The following is a 22,487-nucleotide window of genomic DNA, read 5'->3' as shown; positions in this document are numbered from 1 at the left end:
ATAAGCACCTTCTTCATTATCACGCTCAGCACTGACATTCTTATGTCGTTACTGAGCTACTTTCTCTTCACTTGCCAATTGCTGAGCACGTTGCCGCTTCGATTTTTTGAAGTACAGCAATTCGTAGAACACAGGTACGACAACGAGGGTCAGCACGGTGGCACCGGCAAGACCACCGATGACGACAACAGCAAGGGATTTCGATACAAGACTTCCATCTTCCGTATGACCGAAAAGAAGGGGAAGCATGGCACATATGGTGGCAATCGCGGTCATGACGACAGGACGAAGGCGCGTGCCACAGGCTTCCAGGATGGCGTCACGAATGATCATCGTTTCTTCATTCTGCTTGACACGGTCGATCAAGACGATTGCGTTCGTGACAACGATACCGATCAGCATCAATGCTCCGATAAGAGCCGTTGCGTCTGCAGGGACACGTGCAATGAGCAGTCCGAGGACGGCACCGATTGAAGCGAGCGGCAGCGTAATCAAAATGGCCAGTGGTGCTTTCAACGTCTTAAAGGTCAGGACCATGATCAGATAGACGATCAGGATAGAAGCAAGCATGGTCATTCCAAGGTCTTTAAAGTCGTCGGCCTGCTGGGCAGCGGCGCCGCCGGTATCCAGGGATACGCCTTTTGGAAGTTCGATATCCTTGATTTCAGTATCGATATTTTTCGAAATGACCGAAAGTTCTTCAGGCTCTACCTCTGCCGTGATCCGGACATATAATTCTCCATCTTTGTGAAGGATGGTGCTTGGTTTCTCTTCTTCGGTGATGGTAGCCACTTCAGTAAGTGGCTGGATGCCCGAGCTTGTGGCGATCGTCAAGTCATTTAGATCTGACTTCGAATCAGGATTGACCCCGGCGTCCAGAAAGACTGGTGTCGTTACTTCATCCAGGTTGATTGCCCCGATTGGCTGCGGATTCAGTAATGATCGGATTTGCATGGCGGTTTGCTGGGCATTCGCTTTCTCCGTGTCGACCTTCACCGTGAAGACGGGTGACGTTTTCTCCTGATTGCTTGAAACTTTCTTCACTCCATCAACATTCTCGATCTTATCCATTATTGTTTTGGAAGTGGCCAGAAGTTCGTTGGTGTCATTTCCAACGACGTCATAGGTAATGCTGGAATTGGATGACCCTCCAAAGATGGACGATGGTGACGCAGTGATGGTCACGTTGTTTTCATCTTTTTTCGTTTCATTTACCTTTTCGATGAAGGATTCAGCATCGGCATCTTCCTTCATGATCACGGTATAGGAAACGGTGTCGGGATCACTCACGGCTCCGTATTGAGCGTTTTCTTCACTTGATCCGTACTGGGTAATTAAATAATCGTACCCTTCAAACTCCGATAATTTGTTTTCGAAATCTGCGCTCCGCTGCTTTATGGTGTCTTGCGGCGTATCACTCGGGAATTCCATCGTGACAGCTACAAAAGAGGCATCATTGGCACTTGTCGCTGCTTTCGGCAGAGTGATATAAAGGGCAATCGATCCCCCGAATACAAGAATGGCCAATAGAATCGGAACGACTTTATGATTGAGTGACCATCGCAACACATTTACGTAGCGTTGCGGCGTGTGATGAGTCGGCAGGATAGTATTTTTCAACATGCCACGGCTTAAGAGTGGCACGACCGTCACGGCTACAAGAAGAGAAGCGAGCAAGGAATATGTAACCGTCAGTCCAAAAGGAAGCAAGAACGCCTTTAACGATCCATTGACGAGTCCCATCGGCAAGAATACAGCCACAGTGATGAGAGTCGAAGACGTGATGGCACGGGAAACCTCCAAGGTGGCTTGTATAACAGTCTGTTTCGAAAGCTTCTCATTTTGGCTGCGCCGGAAAATATTCTCGACGACGACGATGCTGTCATCGACCAGTCGTCCGACCGCAACTGCCACCCCTCCCAGCGTAAGGATGTTCAAGGTGACTCCGGATAACCAGAGAAGGAAAAGCGTGATACAGAGAGATAATGGAATGGAAATGGCGGTAATCAGCGTCGGCTTGACCTTTCTTAAGAAGAGAAGGATGACGAGCGTTGCGAACAATGCACCTAGTGCCACTTCTCGGACCATCGTGTTTACCGAGTTTTTCACCATATCACCCGTAGTGAATAACGCCTTCGCTTCTACACCGTCATAATCCGTATTGATTTTATCGACTGTGTCCTTCACTTCTTCCCCAGCCGTAACGGCACTGGCATCGCTTTCCTTGAACAGGACGACTGCAAGGGCTTCTTTACCGTTTACCCGTGTGATGGTATTTTCATCTTTCACCGTCTCGACGGTTGCGATGTCTTTCAGTTTGACGACAGGAGCATTCGGGACTTGCAGCGGTACGGTCAAGTTCTTCAGTGCTTCCAGGGAAGTCAAATTGTCTGTGACATTGATGGTACTCTTTTGTCCGTCAATCGTGGTGCTTCCAGCAGAAGCAGAGACATTTTGTCCTTGCAGCACTCCCATCACCGCGTTGACCGGGATCTGTAACGTCTCCAGCTTATCATGGTCAAGGTTGATCTGGACCCGGGCGCTGTTTTCACCGACGACACTTGCCTGTGACAGTCCGGATTGATTCTCAAACAGCGGTTTGAATTCATCGTTGACGAGATCAAGGTTCTCTTTCGTCAGTCCGTCATCAAATGTCACCGATACTTGACCGATCGGGATCATCGAGGTATTCAGCTGAGAGACTTGCGGTTCTCCGACTCCTTCGGGAAGCCGGATTCCGTTGATGGCATCCTCGACTTTATTCTTGGCTTCCTTCATGTCGGTTTTGGAATCGAAGTTGATGGTCACCTGGGAATATCCCTCCCCGGTCGTGGAAAGGATCGATGTTTTTCCTGAAATGGATGTGACAGCCTGTTCCACGGGCTCTGTGATGTTCGTTGTCATGGAGCCTGCGTCATACCCCTGCCCCAGGGTGACCACTGTGACTTGTGGATTATCCGCTTCAGGCAAGAATTCCATAGGCAGACGGAAATAACTAATGACGCCGATAAGCAAAGTGATGATGACAAAAAGACCCATGGCCGCTTTATTGCGAAAACCCCAGTTTATTAAAGCTTGCATGTGTTTCCCCCCTAATACTGAATTGGATGAGTTTTCCTTTCTTTTTAAAGATACTTGATTGCGGACTGCATCACAGCCTCCTCCAGGCTAATTTTCAACTAGGTCTTGAGGCGTAGTTCATCTTTCTTTCCTAACTGTTGGCCACAAAATTCATTTTACTGTGGAGCAGGGCCAGGTATTCTTAAAAACGTGTAAAATTTATGTAAGATTCCCTACTGTACTACTTCCCTAGTGTGAAAGTATTCCTGTTACAATATAGTATTATAGTACGAGTGGTAAGAAGTGGAAATAGATAATTGCTAAATTTTTCTAAAATATAAAAAGAAGAAGGAAGCATTACATTATATGAGCTTACCGTTTGCGGTACAAGACATAATAAGATGAAAATATTACAAGCGGATTGCCTAATGAAAGAAATTTTGAAATAATTGGAATTGAGTGGTTAGCTGTGATCCAAGAAGAGTATCTAGAGGAATCGAAGCATATGTCTGAAACCGTACCAAGGATTAAGGCTTTAGGAGGGGAGAAATGAAGAAATTAATAGGATTAGCCATTTTAATGCTCTCGATTTTAAACGCATGTAACGCAGCCTCTTCAGATGATTCATCAACATTAAGTTTTAGTGAGATTAAAAACGTACCTCATTATGTACAAAACAAAATTGACCCGAATGTTAGACTTCAACTGATGGATGAAGGAGAAAAAGGTTCATATATAGTACTTCAATCAAGTGGAGAAATAGAAACGGATGTAGAAGCAATAGGCGATACGGTCACGATAAAGTTCAGTACCTCAGGTTTACAAGGTGATACTGTGGAACAAAAAGTATATTATCTGACAAGAGACCCGGGAACAGACGTAATCCATGTGCTGGTGGATGGGGAACCTGCACCTTTTGATATTGTTACAGGGTTATGAGCAGGTTTATATAGCAGTAGTCCGTTAAAATACTTGTGGCTATTTTGAGACGGGATACCATAAGAAATAGAATGTTTAAAAGATGCCGACTATATTGTGCACGAATTGTCGGATGGATGTACGCATTCTTTATTAATATTGTTGGTGAAAGGAGGTTATTTGATGGATTCTTTAAGCAGTATGAATGATGCACTTGCTTATATTGAAGAGCACCTGACGGAGGATATTGACTATAGCGAACTATCAAGAATTGCTTACTGTTCAGAGTATCATTTTAAACGGATGTTTTCTTTTTTATCAGGTATAAGCTTATCAGAATACATTCGAAGGAGAAGACTGACGCTTGCTGCCCTTGATTTGAAAGATAGCGATTTGAGAATAATCGATATTGCTGTTAAATACGGTTATCGTTCAGCTGATTCATTCACCCGTGCCTTTCATTCGATGCATGGCTTTCTCCCTTCTGAAGCAAGAAGTGAGAATACACCATTAAAAGCTTATCCTAAAATGACCTTCCAACTCACAATAAGAGGAGGATGCGAAATGAATTATCGTATTGTAGAAAAGGAACCGTTTAAGTTAGTGGGCTTTAAGAAGAGGGTTCCCATCATCTTCAATGGAGTGAATCCAGAGATTGCTAAAATGTATGAGTTATTAACGCCTGAGGTTATTAAACAATTAAAAGCACTTTCTAACGTAGAACCAACAGGCATGATCAGCGCTTCAACTAATTTCTCTGAAGGTAGAATGGAAGAGAAGGGAGAGGTAGATCATTACATCGGGGTGGCAACTTCAAGTGATGACATAGGAGAATTTAATGAACTAAAAATAAAAGCCAGTACCTGGGCGGTATTCGAATCGATTGGACCATTCCCGGAAACACTTCAAAATGTGTGGGGGAGGATCTACTCGGAATGGTTTCCGGCTTCAGGCTATGAAGCAGTTGAAGGTCCTGAAATTCTCTGGAATGAGAGCAACCAGACAGGGGATCCAAAGTATAGAAGTGAGATTTGGATTCCAGTGAAGAAAAAGTAATAGGAGGGACGGACCTTGTTTTTCAAGGTCCGTCCCTCATCTGTTTACCTATCTCAAATCATTTATTTAGATGAACCTTTTTAAATATTCGCCAAATATTTTGTTCATGACTTTGGGTGTGTTTTCTAAATAAACATTGATTTGTTCAATGTTTGATTCGAATTTATCAGAGTTTCTTTCATCTGTTGGGAAATCAGATATTCCTTTGATAATAATACATTCAACATCATTCTTCTTACAGATATAAGCAATGGCACCTGCTTCTGTATCGGCTATTGTTATTTCGTTTTCTTTAAGTTCTAGATAGTCATTCCACATTACTACTGCTTTATCAGCGGTGCCGATTGTTCCAGTATAAAAATCATCTCCATAGTTTGATAGATCAATATCGACTATGAAGGACTGTTTAATAAGAGGCTCGATCTCTTTTACTGTGCAATCATATTGAACGGCTTTATCGGGTACTAAAATATCCAAATTACTAAACGTATCATCTATTCCTGCACATGTTCCAGCAACGATTACTTTCGTTAAATGAAATGTAGAAATCATATACTGATTACCGCCAACGCCATTTACTTTTCTTACACCGGTACTATAAAAAACAAGTTCAGTATCATGAATGGTTCTTATGAAATACTCTCCATAAGGAAAAGCGAAACGTTCATGATCTTTTATGCCGAAATACTCCAACGTCGCTTCATATTCCCACTTCGTTGCTATACTTACTCCTATCATCGACTTATCACCTTATCATTCATTATTAATATGTAAATATACTAACCTGCTCCATTAATTGAAGATTCCCTTTACACGAATGGTCTTTTTTACAATCTCACGACTGTTCCAACATTTCCGATTTCAACCTGTCCAACCAGTTTTGCACCAAAGAATCGAAGACATCTTTCTGCTCAATCTGCACATTATGACCACCCATATCGAGCACGGCAAAGGTGGCTCGTGGATAGTTCTCTATCAGTCGCCACGCATCCTGATAACCGACTACATGGTCTTGCCGTCCTGTTATAATCAGCGTCGGATCGTCAAGTGTATGTGAGAGATCGAAGGTGAAGCCATATCCATTTTCCCGGATCCTGTTTGCGAACTCCTCATTCGTTTGAGTGGAAGGAAGCAGGATGTCGTCCCGGAACCTTTCCCATTCCCTCATACCTTGAACTACACCCATGGAGCCAAAAGCTTCGGCTTCCAGTGAAGAGAGGTTCGATAGCAAATGGGGATCCTTTTTCAATACAATCTGCTGCGGAAGTTCTCTATTTTCAGTATCGGGTATGACCATGGGTGCGAGGAGCATTAGCCCTCGGACCATCTCATGTCTTGCCTGAACGATTCCCCTCGCCATATATCCCCCATACGAATACCCGCAAACAATGAAGGGTTGGTCGGGAATCAACTTGTCCAATAAACCAACCAAGGTTTCTAACATATCGTCGGAATTCTTGATGGATGGTTGAGACTCCGACAACCCCATTCCCGGCAGGTCTATGTATATCCTTTTCCATCCAGTGCGGTTCTTGAAATTCGGTTCCATTGCATGCATCATCGCTTGATGGTCCAGCGTCCACCCATGGATCATCACGATGGGAAAGCCTTCTCCGATGATTTTATGGTAAATAGTCACGTCATTCCCTCCTTCTAATCTATTAAAAGTATATGTTATTTTCTGGATTATTCAAAGGATACTTCTATAGGTGTGTTGAAAGCAGTTAGAGGGAGTTTTTTAAAAAATTGAAACCAACCACTGATTGATTCGTCTTAGCACTAAAGGGGAATGAGGTGAGGCTTGTGTGAGAAAGGTTAACAACGAAGACCATTCAGACCGGGATGCGTGGCTTGAAACGATCATGGATGAATACGGCGAACGGTTGACGAAATTGGCTTACAACTATGTCAAAGATTGGAGTCAGGCGGAAGATATCGTGCAGGATGTGTTTGTCACCTGCTTCAGGCATTATGAAAAAATAGATGAGATTATTTCATTCAAAGCGTGGATCTATCGACTAGTCATTAATCGAGCGAAGGATGTCCTGAAGAGTTCCGCGTTTAAGAGAGTGGTAATGAATTCAAGCCTGTTATCTCTTTTCACTTCAAAGGAACCGTTACCTGAAATGAGCTTGTTGAAACGAAGTGAGGAAGAGTTTCTTTCAAGATGTGTCTTGGACCTGCCGGTGAAGTATCGGGAGGTCATCATTCTTTACTATTATGAGGAATGTTCCATTGAGGAAATCACGGAGTTGCTGAGGTTGAACTCGAATACGATTAAAACAAGGTTAAACAGAGGCCGGAGTAAGCTGAAAAATAGGATGGAAAGGTGGGAACGGGATGAAGAATAAGCTTAGTGATTTGAAGGGGGCAATGGATTCTACGACTCACAGAGGCCGTCACTTTACGGAGCTTCAAAGACATAAGATTCGGCAGGCCGTTCATAGTCCTGTGGAGACAAAACGACCTAATCCTTTAATCATTTTCATCATGACTTCTGTTGCCATTTGTTTAATGGGATTTTTCGTTTCAACAGAATTATTGGTAAAGGAGAACGGCACGATTAATGGGAGTCCGGACACATGGCATATCCAGCACGAATATAAGGAGAATGGTAAAGTCCTGTTCAGCATCTATCCAGACCCGGAATTGCATGCAGGTAAGCCATTTGGATATATAATCAGTTTCACAGAACCTTTTGACACATATGAAGGAAAAGAATTATCCATCTTAGCGGTTCATAAGAAATCAGGTCAGCGCATCGAAGTGCTGTCCCCTCAAAGAATAACGGAACCTTCACCGGGGTACTCTAGCTTGCAACGCTTTCCTACAAGCTTCCAGGTTCCGCACAGCGGAATATGGCGGTATGAAGTATACCTTGACGGTAAGCCTTACGGTGATGTCGTTGTGAGTGTGGGAGAAAAAGTAGAAGGAAATCCTGTTACATTACCTGAAGATATTCCCGTATACGTTCAAGAAAGTGATTTTGATACGATCGATTGGGATAGAAAGGCAGCCACATTTGATCGGGATATGATCGGAAATGAAAAGAAGTCAGGTATCATTGGTGCCGATATGCCAAGCCTGGCCGGCCAAAAATGGATGTGGCATTTGTGGGGGACGGAAGCTTCAGAGCTAACAGTGGTTGGTTATCACAGAGAGTCGGGGAGAGTGTATCCTTTATTAAATAACGGTGAGAGCTGGACCGTTCCTCTAGGCGGGGAGAACAATGGCGCGGATGTTCATGCTCCATCGTCTGTTACGGTTCCTGAACGTGGGCAGTGGGCACTTGTTCTTTATGCGGATGGAGAGTTGTTTGATGTGATAGTGTTGGAGATTACCAGTTGAGTGGGGCGAGATGATTATATCTTTTATCGGTTTGATTTGTATGTATAACTCATCTCCCTTTTTTAGCTTTAAGATTGTATGTTTTAGCCGAAAATGGGGTCCAGGAGAGACCACATGGCCGATTTTTGCGATGGTTTCCTCATCAGATTCCCTTCGCGGGAGAATCATGCGGGATGTCAAATTTTCTTTATATGAATACCTAATTGATCACAAAAAAAGAAACACATCCCGTGCATGATTCCACAGATTTATTGAACCGGTCAACCTGTGAAAAAAACAATCTCCTCTACATCACGCAGCCATTCAGTAGCCCCAGTCCCATCAGGATTCCCTATCCACAAATCCCTCTTCCTATCAGTAAGGGACGTCCCCCTTAACCAACCGAGCTTATGAATGGAAGGGATATACTGAGGGGCATAATCACCAAATCCTTTTGGAGGACTGGTAACCTTCATTTGTTTATTTGAATCAATATTCAAGGTGTATAGTACAGGCAGGGGATGCTTACTGAAGTCATTGGTCCACTCCTGTTCTTTGATTCTTGAAACGACCAGTGTTTTCTCTGTCATCCAATCAAAATCAAGGTCAGCGTAATTAGCCGGGGTGTAGGTTCCGGAAACAGGCATTTCCTTTATTTTCAAGTCTTTGTTTTTGAAGCCGAACACGATTCTCCCTCCGCCGGCGATATAGGCTAACGTATCTTTAGAAGGTGACCATTTGGGCTGGCCAACATCCAGGATCATCTCGTCCAGAACCTCGAAATTCTTTCCTTCCTTATCGATGACACATACCATATTACTGTCCATGGACCAAGAAGCGGTCGGGGACACCACAAATGATATCCATTTGCCGCTCGGAGAATAGGTCATCTGATCGGCATAAACGGCTATCAGTTTGTTTTGATTCGTTGTCCCGATTTCCCTTGGGAGTGTAAAGAAAGGCTTCACTCCGCCAAAAAGGACGATATCTTCATAGTTCTTTCCTACTTCTTTGATAAACAAAGAAGCGCTTGACCATCCATCAGGTTTGAGGGTGCCCGATGAAGATAGAAGGAACCCGCTGCCGTCCGGAAGCCATGTGAAATCACTGACCCCGGTTGCGATGTTGTAGAATCGGTTGAGGTCAGAGATATCTAAAATTCCATTATTAATATAGGCTAGATGGTTTTTATGGGGAGCCCATTCTGGTATATGGCCGTTATATGAAATTTTCTTTTTATCACGGGTGTTGAGATTGTATGTCCACAGCTCAGACTGCCCTTCAGTTGATGTTTCTACTTGATAGGCAATCAAAGTCCCATCGGTCGACCATTTGGGCTTGAAGTGGACTTTGCCGGTATTCGTTATTTTGGATTCCTGGCCATCAATGAAGGTCCATAAATTCCCTTCCCTGATGAAGGCAGCTTTCAATTGAAGCTTGGATGACACAGGTGCCAATGGAAATATAAGAGCAAGGATGATGGTAAAGAGGATGGCTCTTTTCATGGTTGATTCTCCTTTTATCCGTATGCTCTTACTATTTTCATGGATGACTTACTTTATGTGAAAAAGAGTGAGGGAATGGTAAAAGAAGGAGTTCTTCTCTTTATGATGAAGTACTAATTATATGAAACATCATTATCAAGGAGGAAGATGATCATGAATCGAACTGACTTGCTCTTAAGAATGCTTGATACTACGTACGACAAGGAAAGTTGGTATGCCCCACTCATGCCTGCAATAGAAGGACTCACCGCGGAACAGGCTATGTGGACACCGACAGGAGAGGCGACGAAAACCATATGGGAGAATGTTAATCACCTTATTTATTATAAAGAGAGGCTTACAGCCCAATTAGAAGGGCGTGAATGGACACGGAAACTTGATGGGAATGAAACCTTCTCCTTAACAGAACAATTAAATGATGATAAGGAATGGATCGCTGTCGTTGAACGTGTTGAGGCGGCTCAAAGCAGATTAAGAGAAGCGCTCAGTAAAACATCGGACGCAAAGATTGAAGAAGCTTCTCTTGAAGAAAAACTTCTGGACATCATGATGCACGAGGCTTACCATACTGGGCAGATTATTCTAATCAGGAAGATGCAGGGATCTTGGCCATCTCGTCGTTGATTCGAAGAAAACGTACCAGAACAAGGAGTGGAGCCATATTATTATTCAACCAATAGAATTTCATATTCGTAATCTAACCTATGCCATCAGATCAGCAAAAGTAGATGATGCTCAGAAACTGTCCGAAGTAAGGCTCCAGGCAGATGGGGAGACGGAATACATGGATAGGGCAAGAGGAGAGGCGTATATAGATGAAGAAGGCTTCATTCAAATCATCAATGAAGATTCAGAGAGTCCCCGGAATCTCTTCCTGGTTTGTGAAGTCGAGGACAGGATTGCCGGTTTCTCAAGGTGTGAAGGGAAATCATTAAAACGTGTCGCTCATAAAGTGGAGTTTGGAGTGTGCGTGTTACAGGAATTCTGGGGATACGGCATCGGGAAAAATCTATTGAAAGAGAGCATAGGCTGGGCAGATGACAACGACATTAAGAAAATCACTTTGAATGTGCTCGAAACTAATGAAAAAGCCATCAACCTTTATAAAAACAACGGCTTTGAAGTAGAAGGGGTATTGAAGAAGGATAAATTGTTATCGGATGGACGTTACTACGATACAGTGGTGATGGGACGGATTAACTTATAGACTCAAGGAAGCATATTAGTTCCAAGGGAGCGGAGTGAGATGAAGGAAGCCGTCATAATAAGCGAGTGTTGATACAAATAAAATTCGACAAGGATGTTCAATTATTTGGAATCAGGATTAATTATCGGAATTGCGGATTGAATTCTCTGAAAGGGGATTAAAAATCTCAAATCGGAATCAATAGTCGTTCAAACTGGATTAATTCGTGTACACGGCTTTTATTAACCATGGATATTGAATACAAAAGCTATATCACGTCATACATAAATCAATCGAATAGAGAATCCGAGGTGCAAGAATGAAGGCTTCAGACAGCATTTTAAAGACATGGAGTAAATTTAATGATTTTCCCATGGAAACGTTAACGAAGGTTTGGTTTTATCATCAGGGAAGTGTGAAAAAACAGCGGGATGTCTCTCTTATGCGGGAGCATCGGGAACAATTAGGCATGTCCGGGAATTGTTTCGATCTTGCACTCTGGTTACTGGATGAGTTTAAAAGGGATGGTGTCGAGGCGTATCCCGTCGGTCATCATCTGAATTCGGAAGAGGCTCATGCAGCTGTCATCGCATTGAATGAAAAAGGGGAACGGTTTCTATGTGACTTGGGCGATCAGTGGTTGAATCCGATATTAATAGATACGAAGAGTCCCGATTATACCAACGAAAAAGTAGATGGTTTCTTTCCTGCTGCAAGGATCCAGGTTCAGTCTCATCCATCAGGTACCGAAATCCACTATCATCGACCGAATGGAAAAGTATCGAAACAGGTTTTTCAGACGGAACGAATAGAAATGGATACTTTTCTTAAGGCAGCGGAGCATTCTCAACATTTGATAAAGAACCATCCATTACTGGAGTGCAGGATCCCGTACAAATCTGAAATTGCTCATTGGGAATTTTATAACTGGGAGAGTTTTCTGAGTACGACAGAAGGTCTTATGAAGGATTCAAAGCTTGAGACGGTGGAAGAATGGGCTGAAAGAATCCATGGGAAAACGGGATACAACAAAGCGATTCTAATTGACATATTAGAGTATTACAGAAGCATTCATGGATGATGCAGAAGGTCGATACTAGGTTGCGGATGAGTATTCTCAGGGAGGAGTTTTTCAATGAAAGCGAATCATCATAAGTTTAATGTGTTTATTGAAGTTGCACGGAAGTTAAATGGTATTGGCATTACTCCACTGCTGATGGGCTCGGTCGGATTGGAAGTGGTCACCGACAGAAGTTGGGACGCACAGGACCTCGACATACATGTGCCCGGTGATAAGAGGGGATGGGAAGTGCCGGCTGAAACATCCATACATAACTGGAATGAGATTGTAGAGATCATGAATTCAATGGGCTATACCCTCATAGATTTGCATGAACATGAATTCTCGAAAGATGGGTTGTCAGTTGAGTTTGGCATCATTGACACGTTACCGGCATTCGCAGGTATAAAAATAGAAGACCTGAAAATGCATCAAAATGGAGATGTGCGCTACTATTTGCTGAATCCTCAACAATATTTGCACGTTTATGAGGCGTCCTCTAAGGACAGCTATCGGGCAGATCAGAATAATCATAAGGATTTGAGCAAGATGGAATATTTGAATGATTTGGTATCGGCGGCAAATATCAAAAGAAAGTGAGAGATTAAATATCTGCGTCAGACCCCTGCTTAACATGAAAGGAGTTTATATGAGCAAATACAAAATCATTCTATTCGATTTAGATGGAACACTTTCTGACCCAAAAGAAGGGATTACTAAATCGGTTCAATACGCAATGGAGAATTTAGGCGTAGAGGTTCCTGAGATTCATGAGCTCGAATGTTTTATTGGGCCGCCACTACAAGTGTCATTTGCTGAACATTACGATTTTGACGAGCTTAAAACACAAAGAGCCATTGATTTTTACAGAGAGCGGTTCAAGGAGAAGGGAATGTTTGAAAACAAGCTCTATCCAAATATTCCATCACTATTGAAAACGTTAAAAGAAAATGGATTTACGTTGGTGGTTGCAACATCAAAGCCTACTGTGTTTGCTGAACAGATCCTAAAGTATTTTACTATTGACCAATTTTTTGACCTTATTGCAGGAAGCAACCTCGATGGAACAAGAACGTCAAAAGCTGAAATCATTCAATACATCCTAGATGTTTATCATGAATATGAAGCTGGCAACTTTATTATGATAGGAGACCGGAAGCACGATATGATTGGGGCACATCATACCGGCATTGACTCTATCGGGGTGACGTATGGATATGGTTCATTTGAAGAAATAAGTCAGTCTAAACCTACTTATATGGTCAGTAATGTCGACGAAATAAAAGATGTCTTAGTGGGATGTCGGGTGAAGCTGTAGATCAGGTAGCTGATCTACAGCTTTTTTATGATGCTCATTATTTCAATTATATTGAATCTTTGTTGATTATCTAAATTAAGTGAAGGTATACACATCTTCAGAAACGATACCTGTTTTTGGCATGTGTAAAGAGCTGAAGATAGAAAATAATAGGCCCTATTGCCCCTTTTTGTTTCATTCTTCTAAATTAACAAAAAATATACATTCCATTAATATTTTCCCATTATGATAGGCATGTCAGTTATCGATGAATTTTATCGAAATGTGGAAAACGATTATGGGGGGCTTAATGATGAGGAAATGCTTAAAGAGGGTACTACCTGTTGTACTGTCCATTGCAGTCGCGGGTACCATGTTTTCACCAAACTTTGCAGAAGCACTGGGTGATTTTGATTTGGAGTCTCCAGTGGTTCAGACACCGATCAATGAATACCGTGCAGACCTTGCACCAGGTGTGATGGAGAAGCATTACAGCTTTGAAGGCAGTGATGGGAAGAAGATTGAGAGTTTTGTAGTGGATGTGGATGTTCAGAACCCCAGCGTGTCTATTGAAGCGGGAACACCGAATGACGGGGAGGAGTTCGGACTTCAACCTGTCAGGCAGCAGGCAAGTGCCGCAGATGGAGAAAACCATAAAGTGGTGGCTGCTGTGAACGCAGACTTTTATAATATGGCGACAGGAGAACCGACAGGGATTGTGTTCAAGGATGGAATCGGGATCAAAGATCAACTTCGGCAAGGGTGGGGTTTCTTTGGAATGAAAAAGTCCGGGGAAGCAGTGATCGGAAGTACGGCCGAGTATGATGGAGTCAAGGATGAATTGCAAGAAGCCCTTGGCGGGAATGCGATTCTCGTAAAGAACAGCCAAATCTATCAAACTCCCCAAACCGGAGCGGATAAAGAGCCTCGAACGGCTGTCGGGATAAAAGCTGATGGAGATGTGTTTTTTGCAGTGATAGACGGCAGGCAGGAGCCTTATTCAAGCGGAATCTCCATGCCTGATTTAGCTCAGTTGATGATCGATTTAGGGGCTGTGACGGCACTCAATCTGGATGGTGGCGGATCCTCTACGTATACAACCCGCACACTTGGAGGGGATGTTCTCGAGGTCGATAATATGCCTTCCGACCGTGGAGAGAGAAGCGTGGCCAACTCATGGCTTGTTGTATCAAAAGAGCCTTCAGATCATGCCTTTCACTCTGCATATGTCTATCCTTATGATCAGTCCTTCACACCGGGGTCTACTATTACCTTCAGTGCAAAAGGCAGGGATAAGGCCATGGCTTCGGCACCTCTTCCAGACTCTGGACTGACATGGGAATTATCCGATTCGTCATTCGGTACGATTAATGAAAATGGAGTGTTTCAATCCAATGGTAAAACAGGTCTATTTCACGTGGTGTTGAACCATCAAGGTGAAGAAGTCGGCAAAAGTATCATTGAGGTCGCTACACCTGACAAGATTGCCTTTTCTTCACCGGAGCTGACTGTTGCCAGAAACAGTGAGATTCCATTGGGACTTATCACAACGTTTGAAAAGCGGGTTGTCGATTGGAAGCTCGATGACGTAGAGTTTGAAATTCCCGAAGGACTTGGCACGATTGATGACGAAGGTGTCCTTCATACAAATGACCAAAGTGTGAACGGCATAATCAAGGCAAAGCTTAAAAATACGGATCTTACAGCACAGTTAAAAATTTCTGTCGGCACGCTTCCAAAAGTGTTATTTGACTTCGAAGACGACTTAGGCACTTGGAAGACAGCTACAGCGAATCGCGGAGAAGTAGGGACTCTGAGTCTGTCAAACTATCCGGATCCGGTTCGATTTGGGGATCAGTCATTAAAGCTTGATTTTGATTTCACAAATGCACAAACTGGAACGACCCTTGGAGTATATGCAGGGCCGGGAGTGAATACGGAGATTGAAGGGGATCCACAGAGCATCGGAATGTGGGTATATGGAACACCTGAAGCACAAGGGTACTGGCTAAGAATGTTGATTGTGGATGGGAACAATAAGAATCAATCGATCAATCTGACCGGTGAGAAGCCGGGGGTTGACTGGATCGGCTGGAAATACATCGAAGCCGATATTCCCTCCACTTTTACAGGACCATTTAAAGTATCCGGGACACAGGCTTTCAGGATGATGTCGACGAAATCGGGCATCACAGGCCCCATGACAAAAGGATCTCTTTATATTGATAATATCCGTGCGGTTTACGGAGAAAAAGTGGATGACTTATATCCACCTGTCATTGAATCCGTTAATGCAGAAGAGAAAGAATATACAACCAGCTCAGTGAATCTGAAAGCAGACGTGCATGAGTACGAAGACGATCCATTCAAGACAGGAATTGATTGGGAAAAGATCAAATGGTTCGTGGATGGAGAGGAGTATTCCAAGCGTGCGGGACATTTCTCTTATGATATGGATGGCTCAGTTTCCCTGAGCGGATTACAGTGGGCGGATGGTACACATGAATTCACCTTGATGGTCCCTGATAAATTTGGGAACCAGGCCGTTAAAACAGGCTATTTTACAGTGAATACAGGATCTGCAAAGATCGAAATCATCCCAAAACAGGAGAAGGCATTCTTAGGGGATCAATTTGAACTCCCTGTTAAAGTGTCCAATCCAGCTGAAATCTCTGAATCTACTATGAAACTACAAGTGGGTAAAACGTTTCAATTTGAGGATGTTACATTCTCTCCCGGCTTTACCGGAAGTACATCAAATTATGACAGTGAAACGGGAATCCTTGCTTTACATCTAGTGAATAGTGGTGAAGAAGGTCCAACAGCAGAAGCTGCGAACATTCTATTAAGGATTCCTGAATCGACAGATGAGGGAAGCAAACTGAATGTTGAGATGATCAAGGGAGAAGTAACGTATGCTCAACCTCAAGAAGAAACATTCATCTCAACCTATTCCATGAAACCTTTGAGTGTTGAAGTAGAGGCAGTGCTAAACGTCGAAGCAGATCCCATTTTAATAGGGAAGCCTGCAGCACTTAAGGTGATGGATCAAGAAGGTCAGCCTGTCAGTGGTGCGGAGGTTTTCGCGTCCATAGATGGAAACGAGGAGCCTTTTTCACTTGGGAAAACAGATGGTGAGGGTTCACTCGTTGTGAATTCCATTACAGATGACATCAAGAAAATCACACTATACTCGGTGAAAGACGGGAGATATTCCTTCAAGGTTGACACACAAACGTATCCAGCTTTAGTGGAAGCAGAAGAAATGAAGAATGTTATTTCTCCAACCACGAATGATCCTTATAAGTCTAAAACGTTTACCTGGATGTCCAGTCCACTAGGAAAAGATAAAACGCCTATCATTCAATATGCAAGAAAGAAGGATTATGACAAGAAAGGCGATAAGAGCCTTCTAATCGCAAAGGGATCATGGAGTAATGAGGTCTTCACTGGAGAGTTGGATATTACCAAAAATGGTATCGTTCGAGTCAATCAGGTTACAGTGGAGAAGCTAAAGCAGGACACGACGTATGTATACCGAATTGGAAATGGCGAGACTTGGAGTGAAATGAAGGAATTCACTACTTTGAAGAGAAGCGATCAATTCGAGTTTGCGGTATTGGGTGACACGCAATCACCATCTGACTTGAGCCTGTTCGATCAGATCCTTTCTGATCTAAATGATCAGGAGCCTGCATTTATGATTCATGTCGGAGACCTCATCGATGAATCATCTAAATTCAATCAATGGGATGATGTTTTGGGAGTAATGAGTCAGTATGATCAGATCCGCACGACCAATCTTGTTGCGGCTCTGGGGAACCATGAATACATGGGAGACACTGATGCCAGTATAGCAAAAGCGATTCTTGGCTCACCTGAAAATGGTCCGGATGCAGACAAAGGCGGTACGTATTCCGTTGATTATCACAACATGCATATCAGTGTGCTGGGCTTTACAAGTGACAGCAAAGTGCTTGATCAACAATTGGAATGGCTGAAACAAGATATGGAGAGCTCGGATAAACCTTGGAAAATTCTTGTGACTCATAAGCCTCCATACTATACGAATCCGTTTGGAGGCAATGAAATCATGAAGGAGAAGCTGCCTCCGGTTGCCGATGAACTTGGAATCGACATTGTCTTCTCCGGTCACGATCATGCTTATGGCAGGACGAAGAAGCTGAAAGAAGGCAAAGAGGATGAAAATGGAACGGTTTACATAGTAGCCGGCACCACTGGTAAAAAACACTATGATGCAGTGGCAGATGAGAAATTCGAATACGTCAATATGGAAAACATCGCCGTGTATATGAGTGCGAAGGTGGATAAGGATACGATCACGTTTACTACCCGTACATCCGATGGTGATGTGATTGATGAATTTTCGGTTGTGAATGAGGAGTACTAATCGTTAGAAAGCAGGAGACGAGGCGTCAAGCATCCTAAAACAGGGTGCTTGACGCCTTTGTGTTGCATTTTGATGTACATGGAACAATGAATGGCGGGTACCATTAAAGAGTATATACATCCAAAAAAATAGCTTACCAGTCAGACTGGTAAGCCGCTACAAATAAGGAATTTTTCAAATTACTTCAGGGGTCCTGCTTAAACCACTATCTTCAAGATGAAGAATATATGCTTAGTATACTATTGAATTCACTTGAGTAAAGGGGATATGCCTAGATGAATATTTTTTTCTCTTACTATGTAGAAACGCCATTACGTCCCCCAAAAGAATAAGGTATGCTTAGGTTGGAAATGATCACGAACACCCATTTAATCTTTCAGTGGAGGCAGGAAATGATGATCAGAAAACGGAAGACAGATGAAGAACTTCCAATGGAATTGCTCCTCTTGGCAGATCCTTCAGAGGAGATTGTAAAGGAATACGTTTCAAGGGGGGAATGCTTTGTAGCAGAGCTTGAACAAAAGATTGTTGGAGTATACGTATTACTTCCAACAAGGCCCGAAACCATTGAACTAGTGAATGTGGCGGTTGCGGAAGAGATGAATGGCAGAGGGATTGGAAAACAGCTGGTGATGGATGCTGTAAAGATTGCCCAAGAGAAAGGCTACAAAACCATCGATGTTGGGACAGGGAACTCAAGCGTTGGCCAGTTGGCCCTCTATCAAAAGTGTGGATTCAGGGTTGTCGGGGTGGATGTGGACTTCTTTGTCCGGCACTATCCTGAACCCATTTTTGAGAATGGGATTCAGTGCAGGGATATGATCCGGTTGTCGCAGGATTTGTCGTGATACCAAGAGCCCCGCTTCCTATATAGGAAGCGGGGCTCTGTTAGCTCATTTAGCCAAAAAACGTTCTACACCCTTCACTGCATAATCGTGATCTAGCTCCGGAGTTAATCCGGCTACCGTCACGCTTCCAATGACACCTGCACCTTCAAGGCGAATGGGGAGGGAGCCACCGATCGCTTGATATTCCGAAGGGGACAGTAATGAGTGCTCGTCGTGTTGAAGCCCGCTTTCCTCAAAGCGTGCAGCGATGAATTGAGTACTGTGATTATAGTGATCTACTACTCTCTTTTTCCTATGAAGCCAGTACACATTTTCTTCTGAAGTCCCGTCCATTAGATGGGTGAATAATGGGACACGGTTCCGCTCTAAGTGTACGGCGATGTTGACCCCATTTTCTTTAGCCAGGTTGACAAGCTCAATACCGAGCTGAAGGGCATCTTCATTTGAAAAAGAAGTAAACGTCAAAGAATCCTCTACTTGAAGTAATTGTCGTGTGTTCATTATGCATTCTCCTTTAAAATAGTTTTTGTTTTACATCCAGGCGGTAATTGATGACGGATAGTATCAGGGCTACGACGACCATGAGACCGCCGATCCAGGCCGTATCCAGGTAATCCAGGTAGTCGATGGCGAATCCCCCTAAGGCAGATCCTCCCGCAATCCCGATATTGAATCCTGAAATATTCAGTGCCGAGGCGAGATCTTTTGCACTCGGGACAAGCTTTTCAGCCAGTGAGACGATATAGGATTGGACGCCCGGTGACATCATGAAGGCGAACAGTCCGAGCAGTACAACGGAAAGATAGCTCAACATCGTATTTGGAAGCAGGACGATCTGCAATTGTAAAGCGATGAGTTGAAACAGAAACACCCACCTGAGTGCCTTGACAGGATGCTGGTTCGTGATTTTTCCACCGATGATATTACCCACTGCCGTGGCTGCCCCGTAAAGAAGCAGCATCCAAAAGATGTGGTCAGGGGAAATGCTGCTCACCTTTTCCAAAATCGGTGCTAAATAGGTGAACAAGGCGAACGTTCCGCCAAACCCAAAGGATGTCATGAGAAGAGCCAGAATGATTCTCGGATTGCCGATCAGTCTGCCGATATCTCGTACGGTCAGTTTTTCTTCTTTTCTTTCCGGCTTGTCGATGGACAGCCCATTTGCGATTAACGCAATGATCCCTAAGACGGCTACGGCAAGGAATGTCGCTCGCCAGCCAAGGTTCTGACCGATCAATGTGCCGAATGGAACACCCAGGATCGTCGCAACGGTCAAGCCCGTGAACATGAACGAAATCGCCTGGGCCTGCTTGTCTTTCGGGACGATTTCCGCTGCGACGGTGGCCGCGATGGCAAAGAAGACCCCGTGTGCAACCGCCGTAATGATGCGTGAAAGGAGCAGCAGGCTGTACGTATCGGCAAAAGCCGATAATGCGTTTCCTGCAATAAAGATGACTAACAGGCTCAGAAGCAAACCCTTCTTCGGCAGCCTGTTGGTCAATGCCGTGACAATCGGTGTCCCGATGGCAATGGCAGCCGCATAACCAGAGACGAGGGTTCCAGCTTTAGTGACCGATATGGAAAGATCCGAAGCCACCGTCTGAAGCAACCCGACAATGACAAATTCAGTCGTACCGATGGCAAATGCACTGATTGCCAATGCTATTAGGGCAATCATGCTTTTGGGTGTGATTGATTTCATGATGATAACCTCCTTAATTCTTTTCCAGCTGTTCCGTGATCCTTCTGCTGCATTCCTTCAAATCCCTGCTGATGGTTTTGTCCAATTTCTTGGACAACCGGGAGACAGGTCCCGAGATGGCTACGCTTGCCATGACACGTCCATTTACATAGATGGGCGCTGCAATGCACCGTACGCCGATTTCCGTTTCTTCATCATCGACGGCATAGCCCTGTTCCTTGATGGCTTTCAAGTGATACAGGAACAGCTGCCGGTCATCGAAGGTATGGATCGTTGTCTTGGCATATTGAAGATATCTTAAGAATGACTCCTGGGTATCGGGCTCCATAAAGGCAAGAATCGCTTTCCCTAGGGCGCTTCCGTGGGCTGGATCCCGGTCTCCTATTGTAGAATGGATCCTCATCGAGTGAGTCCCGTCCACAATCTGCGTTGTCACCACATCCGTCCCGTCTATGATCCCGATATACATCGTTTCCCCGAGCTTCTTACTCAGTTCATACATGGCCGGCACCGATACCCAGTCGACGACCGGATCATGTGCTTGTTTTGGTTTGGACGATTTCTCGGTAAGCGAGTAACCATGAATCCCCTTTTGGATATAATCCATCTTCTCCAGCGTGTACAGCAGACGGAATGTCGTTGTTTTATTCCACTCAAAATGCTCCATGACGTCTGTAAGGGTCATTTCTCCCTTCGTCATCAGAACATCGATAATCTGTAATCCCTTCTTTAAGGTTGAAACTTCGTATTGGCTCATATGCAGGTCTCCTTTGCACAATGTATATAGTAATAGTGTGGGACGTTTGCTTCAAATTATGAAGGGGAGTTTCTATATTTGAAACAATTGTATCTAAAAGTATTAATCAATTAGTTCATTGAAGTGATTTTCACATAGTAGACCAAGTTCGGTCTGGTTTCAATTTAATAATTTTTAGTATAGTGTATAATTAATTTATATAAGTCTGAGAGAGGTTAGGAATAAATTATGAGTAATGGGATCAATGCAAAAGATGTTGCCAAACTTGCAGGTGTATCACAATCATCCGTCTCGAGGGTCTTTTTCGGAGGGGCTTCTGTTTCGGAGAAAACGCGTAAGAAAGTGTTGGCGGCAGCCGAGGAGTTAGGGTATATTCCCAATGAGTTTGCACGGAGTTTGATTACGAATAAAACCAGAATTATCGGCTTGGTCATGAAGGGGGTCAATAACCCATTCTATCCACAGGTCTTAAAGGAGTTCACTACTCACTTTAAAGGATTAGGCTACAGCATTTTATTCGTTCATACCAATAACGATGAAATCCAAAAAGAAGATGTGGATATGCTGTTGCATTATAACGTGGCAGGTGTCATTATTACGGATGCGACTCTTTCCCTTAAAGTGACAGAGGATTTTAAAAAGAATCACATTCCCCTTGTATTGTTTAACCGTAAAGCGGATCAACAGAAGTTCTTTTCAATTAGTACAAATAATTTGGATGCGAGCCGCCGAATTGCCGAATACTTGATTCAGAAGGAATGTAGGGACATGGCATATATCTCTGGATCACGAAATACTTCAACAAGTATAGAAAGGGAAAAAGGATTTACAGAAGTGTTGGAAAAACATCACATACGTTTTAGAAGGTTTGAGTCTGACTATTCCTATGAAGGTGGCTATGAAACGGCAAAAGAGATGATTGGAAACGGATCCATCCCGTCTGCTTTTTTTGTCGCAAACGATATTATGGCCTTAGGTGTGTTAGATGCGCTAAGGGAGAATGGAATTGCAGTCCCGACCGTAACCAAGGTTGTAGGCTTTGATAATATAAACATGGCAGCATGGCCAATCTACAATCTAACGACTTGGGAGCAGCCTGTCTCTCAAATGGTCCAAGAGACGGTGAATTATGTTATTTCTGAAATCAATGAATATACCGGCCGTAGCGGTAACATCGAGATTGAAGGGAAATTAATTGAAAGAAAAACAACATGAGGGGTCTTGACAAGAGCTTTTTTTTAGAATATTCTTTACTTATTATTTTTTGCATACGTATTCATTTTTGGATGCGTTTTGTTTTTGAATGAATTTGCATACGTATGCAGAGTATTTTGAAAGCGTATACACATTATAAAGGAGG

The 22,487-nt window shown here is 43.5% G+C and carries 19 protein-coding genes; 12 read left to right on the top strand and 7 right to left on the bottom strand.

Annotated elements, in window-relative coordinates; genetic code table 11:
* Window positions 1–48: 48 nt before the first annotated feature.
* Entirely contained in the window at window positions 49–3,081 is a 3,033-nt protein-coding gene (locus tag TV75_RS13475; protein ID WP_044339314.1) for an efflux RND transporter permease subunit, read from the bottom strand.
* 528 nt (window positions 3,082–3,609) lie between these two features.
* On the opposite strand from TV75_RS13475, the gene TV75_RS13470 reads away from it, so the two are divergent.
* Both TV75_RS13470 and TV75_RS13465 read left to right on the top strand, forming a co-directional pair.
* Window positions 3,610–3,999: a hypothetical protein gene (locus tag TV75_RS13470; protein ID WP_044339313.1), complete on the top strand. Its 390-nt coding sequence runs from the start codon at window positions 3,610–3,612 to the stop codon at window positions 3,997–3,999.
* A gap of 162 nt (window positions 4,000–4,161) precedes the next feature.
* Window positions 4,162–5,034, top strand: a complete 873-nt coding sequence (locus TV75_RS13465; RefSeq protein ID WP_044339312.1) for an AraC family transcriptional regulator — start codon at window positions 4,162–4,164, stop codon at window positions 5,032–5,034.
* 66 nt (window positions 5,035–5,100) lie between these two features.
* Here TV75_RS13465 and TV75_RS13460 read toward each other — a convergent pair whose 3' ends face one another.
* Window positions 5,101–5,772: a 5'-methylthioadenosine/S-adenosylhomocysteine nucleosidase family protein gene (locus TV75_RS13460; RefSeq protein ID WP_044339311.1), complete on the bottom strand. Its 672-nt coding sequence runs from the start codon at window positions 5,770–5,772 to the stop codon at window positions 5,101–5,103.
* A gap of 97 nt (window positions 5,773–5,869) precedes the next feature.
* A complete protein-coding gene (locus tag TV75_RS13455; RefSeq protein WP_044339310.1) occupies window positions 5,870–6,673 on the bottom strand; it encodes an alpha/beta fold hydrolase in 804 nt (267 codons plus the stop codon).
* Between the two features lie 166 nt (window positions 6,674–6,839).
* On the opposite strand from TV75_RS13455, the gene TV75_RS13450 reads away from it, so the two are divergent.
* Together TV75_RS13450 and TV75_RS13445 are read left to right on the top strand one after the other, a co-directional pair.
* A complete protein-coding gene (locus tag TV75_RS13450; protein ID WP_044339309.1) occupies window positions 6,840–7,385 on the top strand; it encodes a sigma-70 family RNA polymerase sigma factor in 546 nt (181 codons plus the stop codon).
* Window positions 7,375–8,382: a hypothetical protein gene (locus TV75_RS13445; protein ID WP_044339308.1), complete on the top strand. Its 1,008-nt coding sequence runs from the start codon at window positions 7,375–7,377 to the stop codon at window positions 8,380–8,382. Before TV75_RS13450 ends, TV75_RS13445 begins: the two co-directional genes overlap by 11 nt.
* Before the next feature lie 260 nt (window positions 8,383–8,642).
* On the opposite strand, the gene TV75_RS13440 is transcribed toward TV75_RS13445, so the two are convergent.
* Window positions 8,643–9,866, bottom strand: coding sequence for a hypothetical protein (locus tag TV75_RS13440; RefSeq protein WP_044339307.1), 1,224 nt, complete (start codon window positions 9,864–9,866; stop codon window positions 8,643–8,645).
* A gap of 153 nt (window positions 9,867–10,019) precedes the next feature.
* Here TV75_RS13440 and TV75_RS13435 point away from each other — a divergent pair, with 153 nt between their 5' ends.
* The 7 genes from TV75_RS13435 to TV75_RS13405 all read left to right on the top strand — a co-directional run bounded on the left by TV75_RS13435 (window position 10,020) and on the right by TV75_RS13405 (window position 18,668).
* Window positions 10,020–10,490, top strand: a complete 471-nt coding sequence (locus TV75_RS13435; RefSeq protein ID WP_044339306.1) for a DinB family protein — start codon at window positions 10,020–10,022, stop codon at window positions 10,488–10,490.
* Between the two features lie 37 nt (window positions 10,491–10,527).
* Entirely contained in the window at window positions 10,528–11,073 is a 546-nt protein-coding gene (locus TV75_RS13430; RefSeq protein ID WP_044339305.1) for a GNAT family N-acetyltransferase, read from the top strand.
* Between the two features lie 298 nt (window positions 11,074–11,371).
* Window positions 11,372–12,133, top strand: a complete 762-nt coding sequence (locus tag TV75_RS13425; RefSeq protein ID WP_044339304.1) for a hypothetical protein — start codon at window positions 11,372–11,374, stop codon at window positions 12,131–12,133.
* Between the two features lie 54 nt (window positions 12,134–12,187).
* Window positions 12,188–12,712, top strand: a complete 525-nt coding sequence (locus tag TV75_RS13420) for a hypothetical protein (RefSeq protein WP_044339303.1) — start codon at window positions 12,188–12,190, stop codon at window positions 12,710–12,712.
* Window positions 12,713–12,761: 49 nt separating this feature from the next.
* Window positions 12,762–13,430: an HAD family hydrolase gene (locus tag TV75_RS13415; protein WP_044339302.1), complete on the top strand. Its 669-nt coding sequence runs from the start codon at window positions 12,762–12,764 to the stop codon at window positions 13,428–13,430.
* A gap of 292 nt (window positions 13,431–13,722) precedes the next feature.
* Window positions 13,723–17,820: a phosphodiester glycosidase family protein gene (locus TV75_RS13410; RefSeq protein WP_253275539.1), complete on the top strand. Its 4,098-nt coding sequence runs from the start codon at window positions 13,723–13,725 to the stop codon at window positions 17,818–17,820.
* A gap of 392 nt (window positions 17,821–18,212) precedes the next feature.
* A complete protein-coding gene (locus TV75_RS13405; RefSeq protein WP_044339300.1) occupies window positions 18,213–18,668 on the top strand; it encodes a GNAT family N-acetyltransferase in 456 nt (151 codons plus the stop codon).
* Window positions 18,669–18,713: 45 nt separating this feature from the next.
* Here the strand turns inward: TV75_RS13405 and TV75_RS13400 are convergent, their stop codons facing one another.
* The 3 genes from TV75_RS13400 to TV75_RS13390 are packed head-to-tail and all read right to left on the bottom strand — an operon-like array spanning window position 18,714 to window position 21,127.
* Window positions 18,714–19,169 carry a heme-binding protein gene (locus TV75_RS13400; RefSeq protein ID WP_044339299.1) on the bottom strand — a complete coding sequence of 152 codons (456 nt, stop codon included), beginning with the start codon at window positions 19,167–19,169 and terminating at the stop codon, window positions 18,714–18,716.
* A 13-nt stretch (window positions 19,170–19,182) separates the two neighbouring features.
* Window positions 19,183–20,370 (bottom strand): MFS transporter, encoded by a 1,188-nt coding sequence (locus tag TV75_RS13395; protein WP_044339298.1) that lies wholly within the window; start codon window positions 20,368–20,370, stop codon window positions 19,183–19,185.
* 13 nt (window positions 20,371–20,383) lie between these two features.
* Window positions 20,384–21,127 (bottom strand): IclR family transcriptional regulator, encoded by a 744-nt coding sequence (locus tag TV75_RS13390; RefSeq protein ID WP_044339297.1) that lies wholly within the window; start codon window positions 21,125–21,127, stop codon window positions 20,384–20,386.
* 228 nt (window positions 21,128–21,355) lie between these two features.
* On the opposite strand from TV75_RS13390, the gene TV75_RS13385 reads away from it, so the two are divergent.
* On the top strand, window positions 21,356–22,342 hold the full coding sequence (locus TV75_RS13385) for a LacI family DNA-binding transcriptional regulator (RefSeq protein ID WP_052504562.1): 987 nt from the start codon (window positions 21,356–21,358) through the stop codon (window positions 22,340–22,342).
* Window positions 22,343–22,487 lie beyond the last annotated feature (145 nt).

The sequence above is a fragment of the Rossellomorea aquimaris genome (genome assembly GCF_000935355.1).
Lineage (GTDB): Bacteria > Bacillota > Bacilli > Bacillales > Bacillaceae_B > Rossellomorea > Rossellomorea aquimaris_B.
Note: the sequence above shows the minus strand (reverse complement) of the source record. Positions and strands in the feature narration are given on the sequence as shown.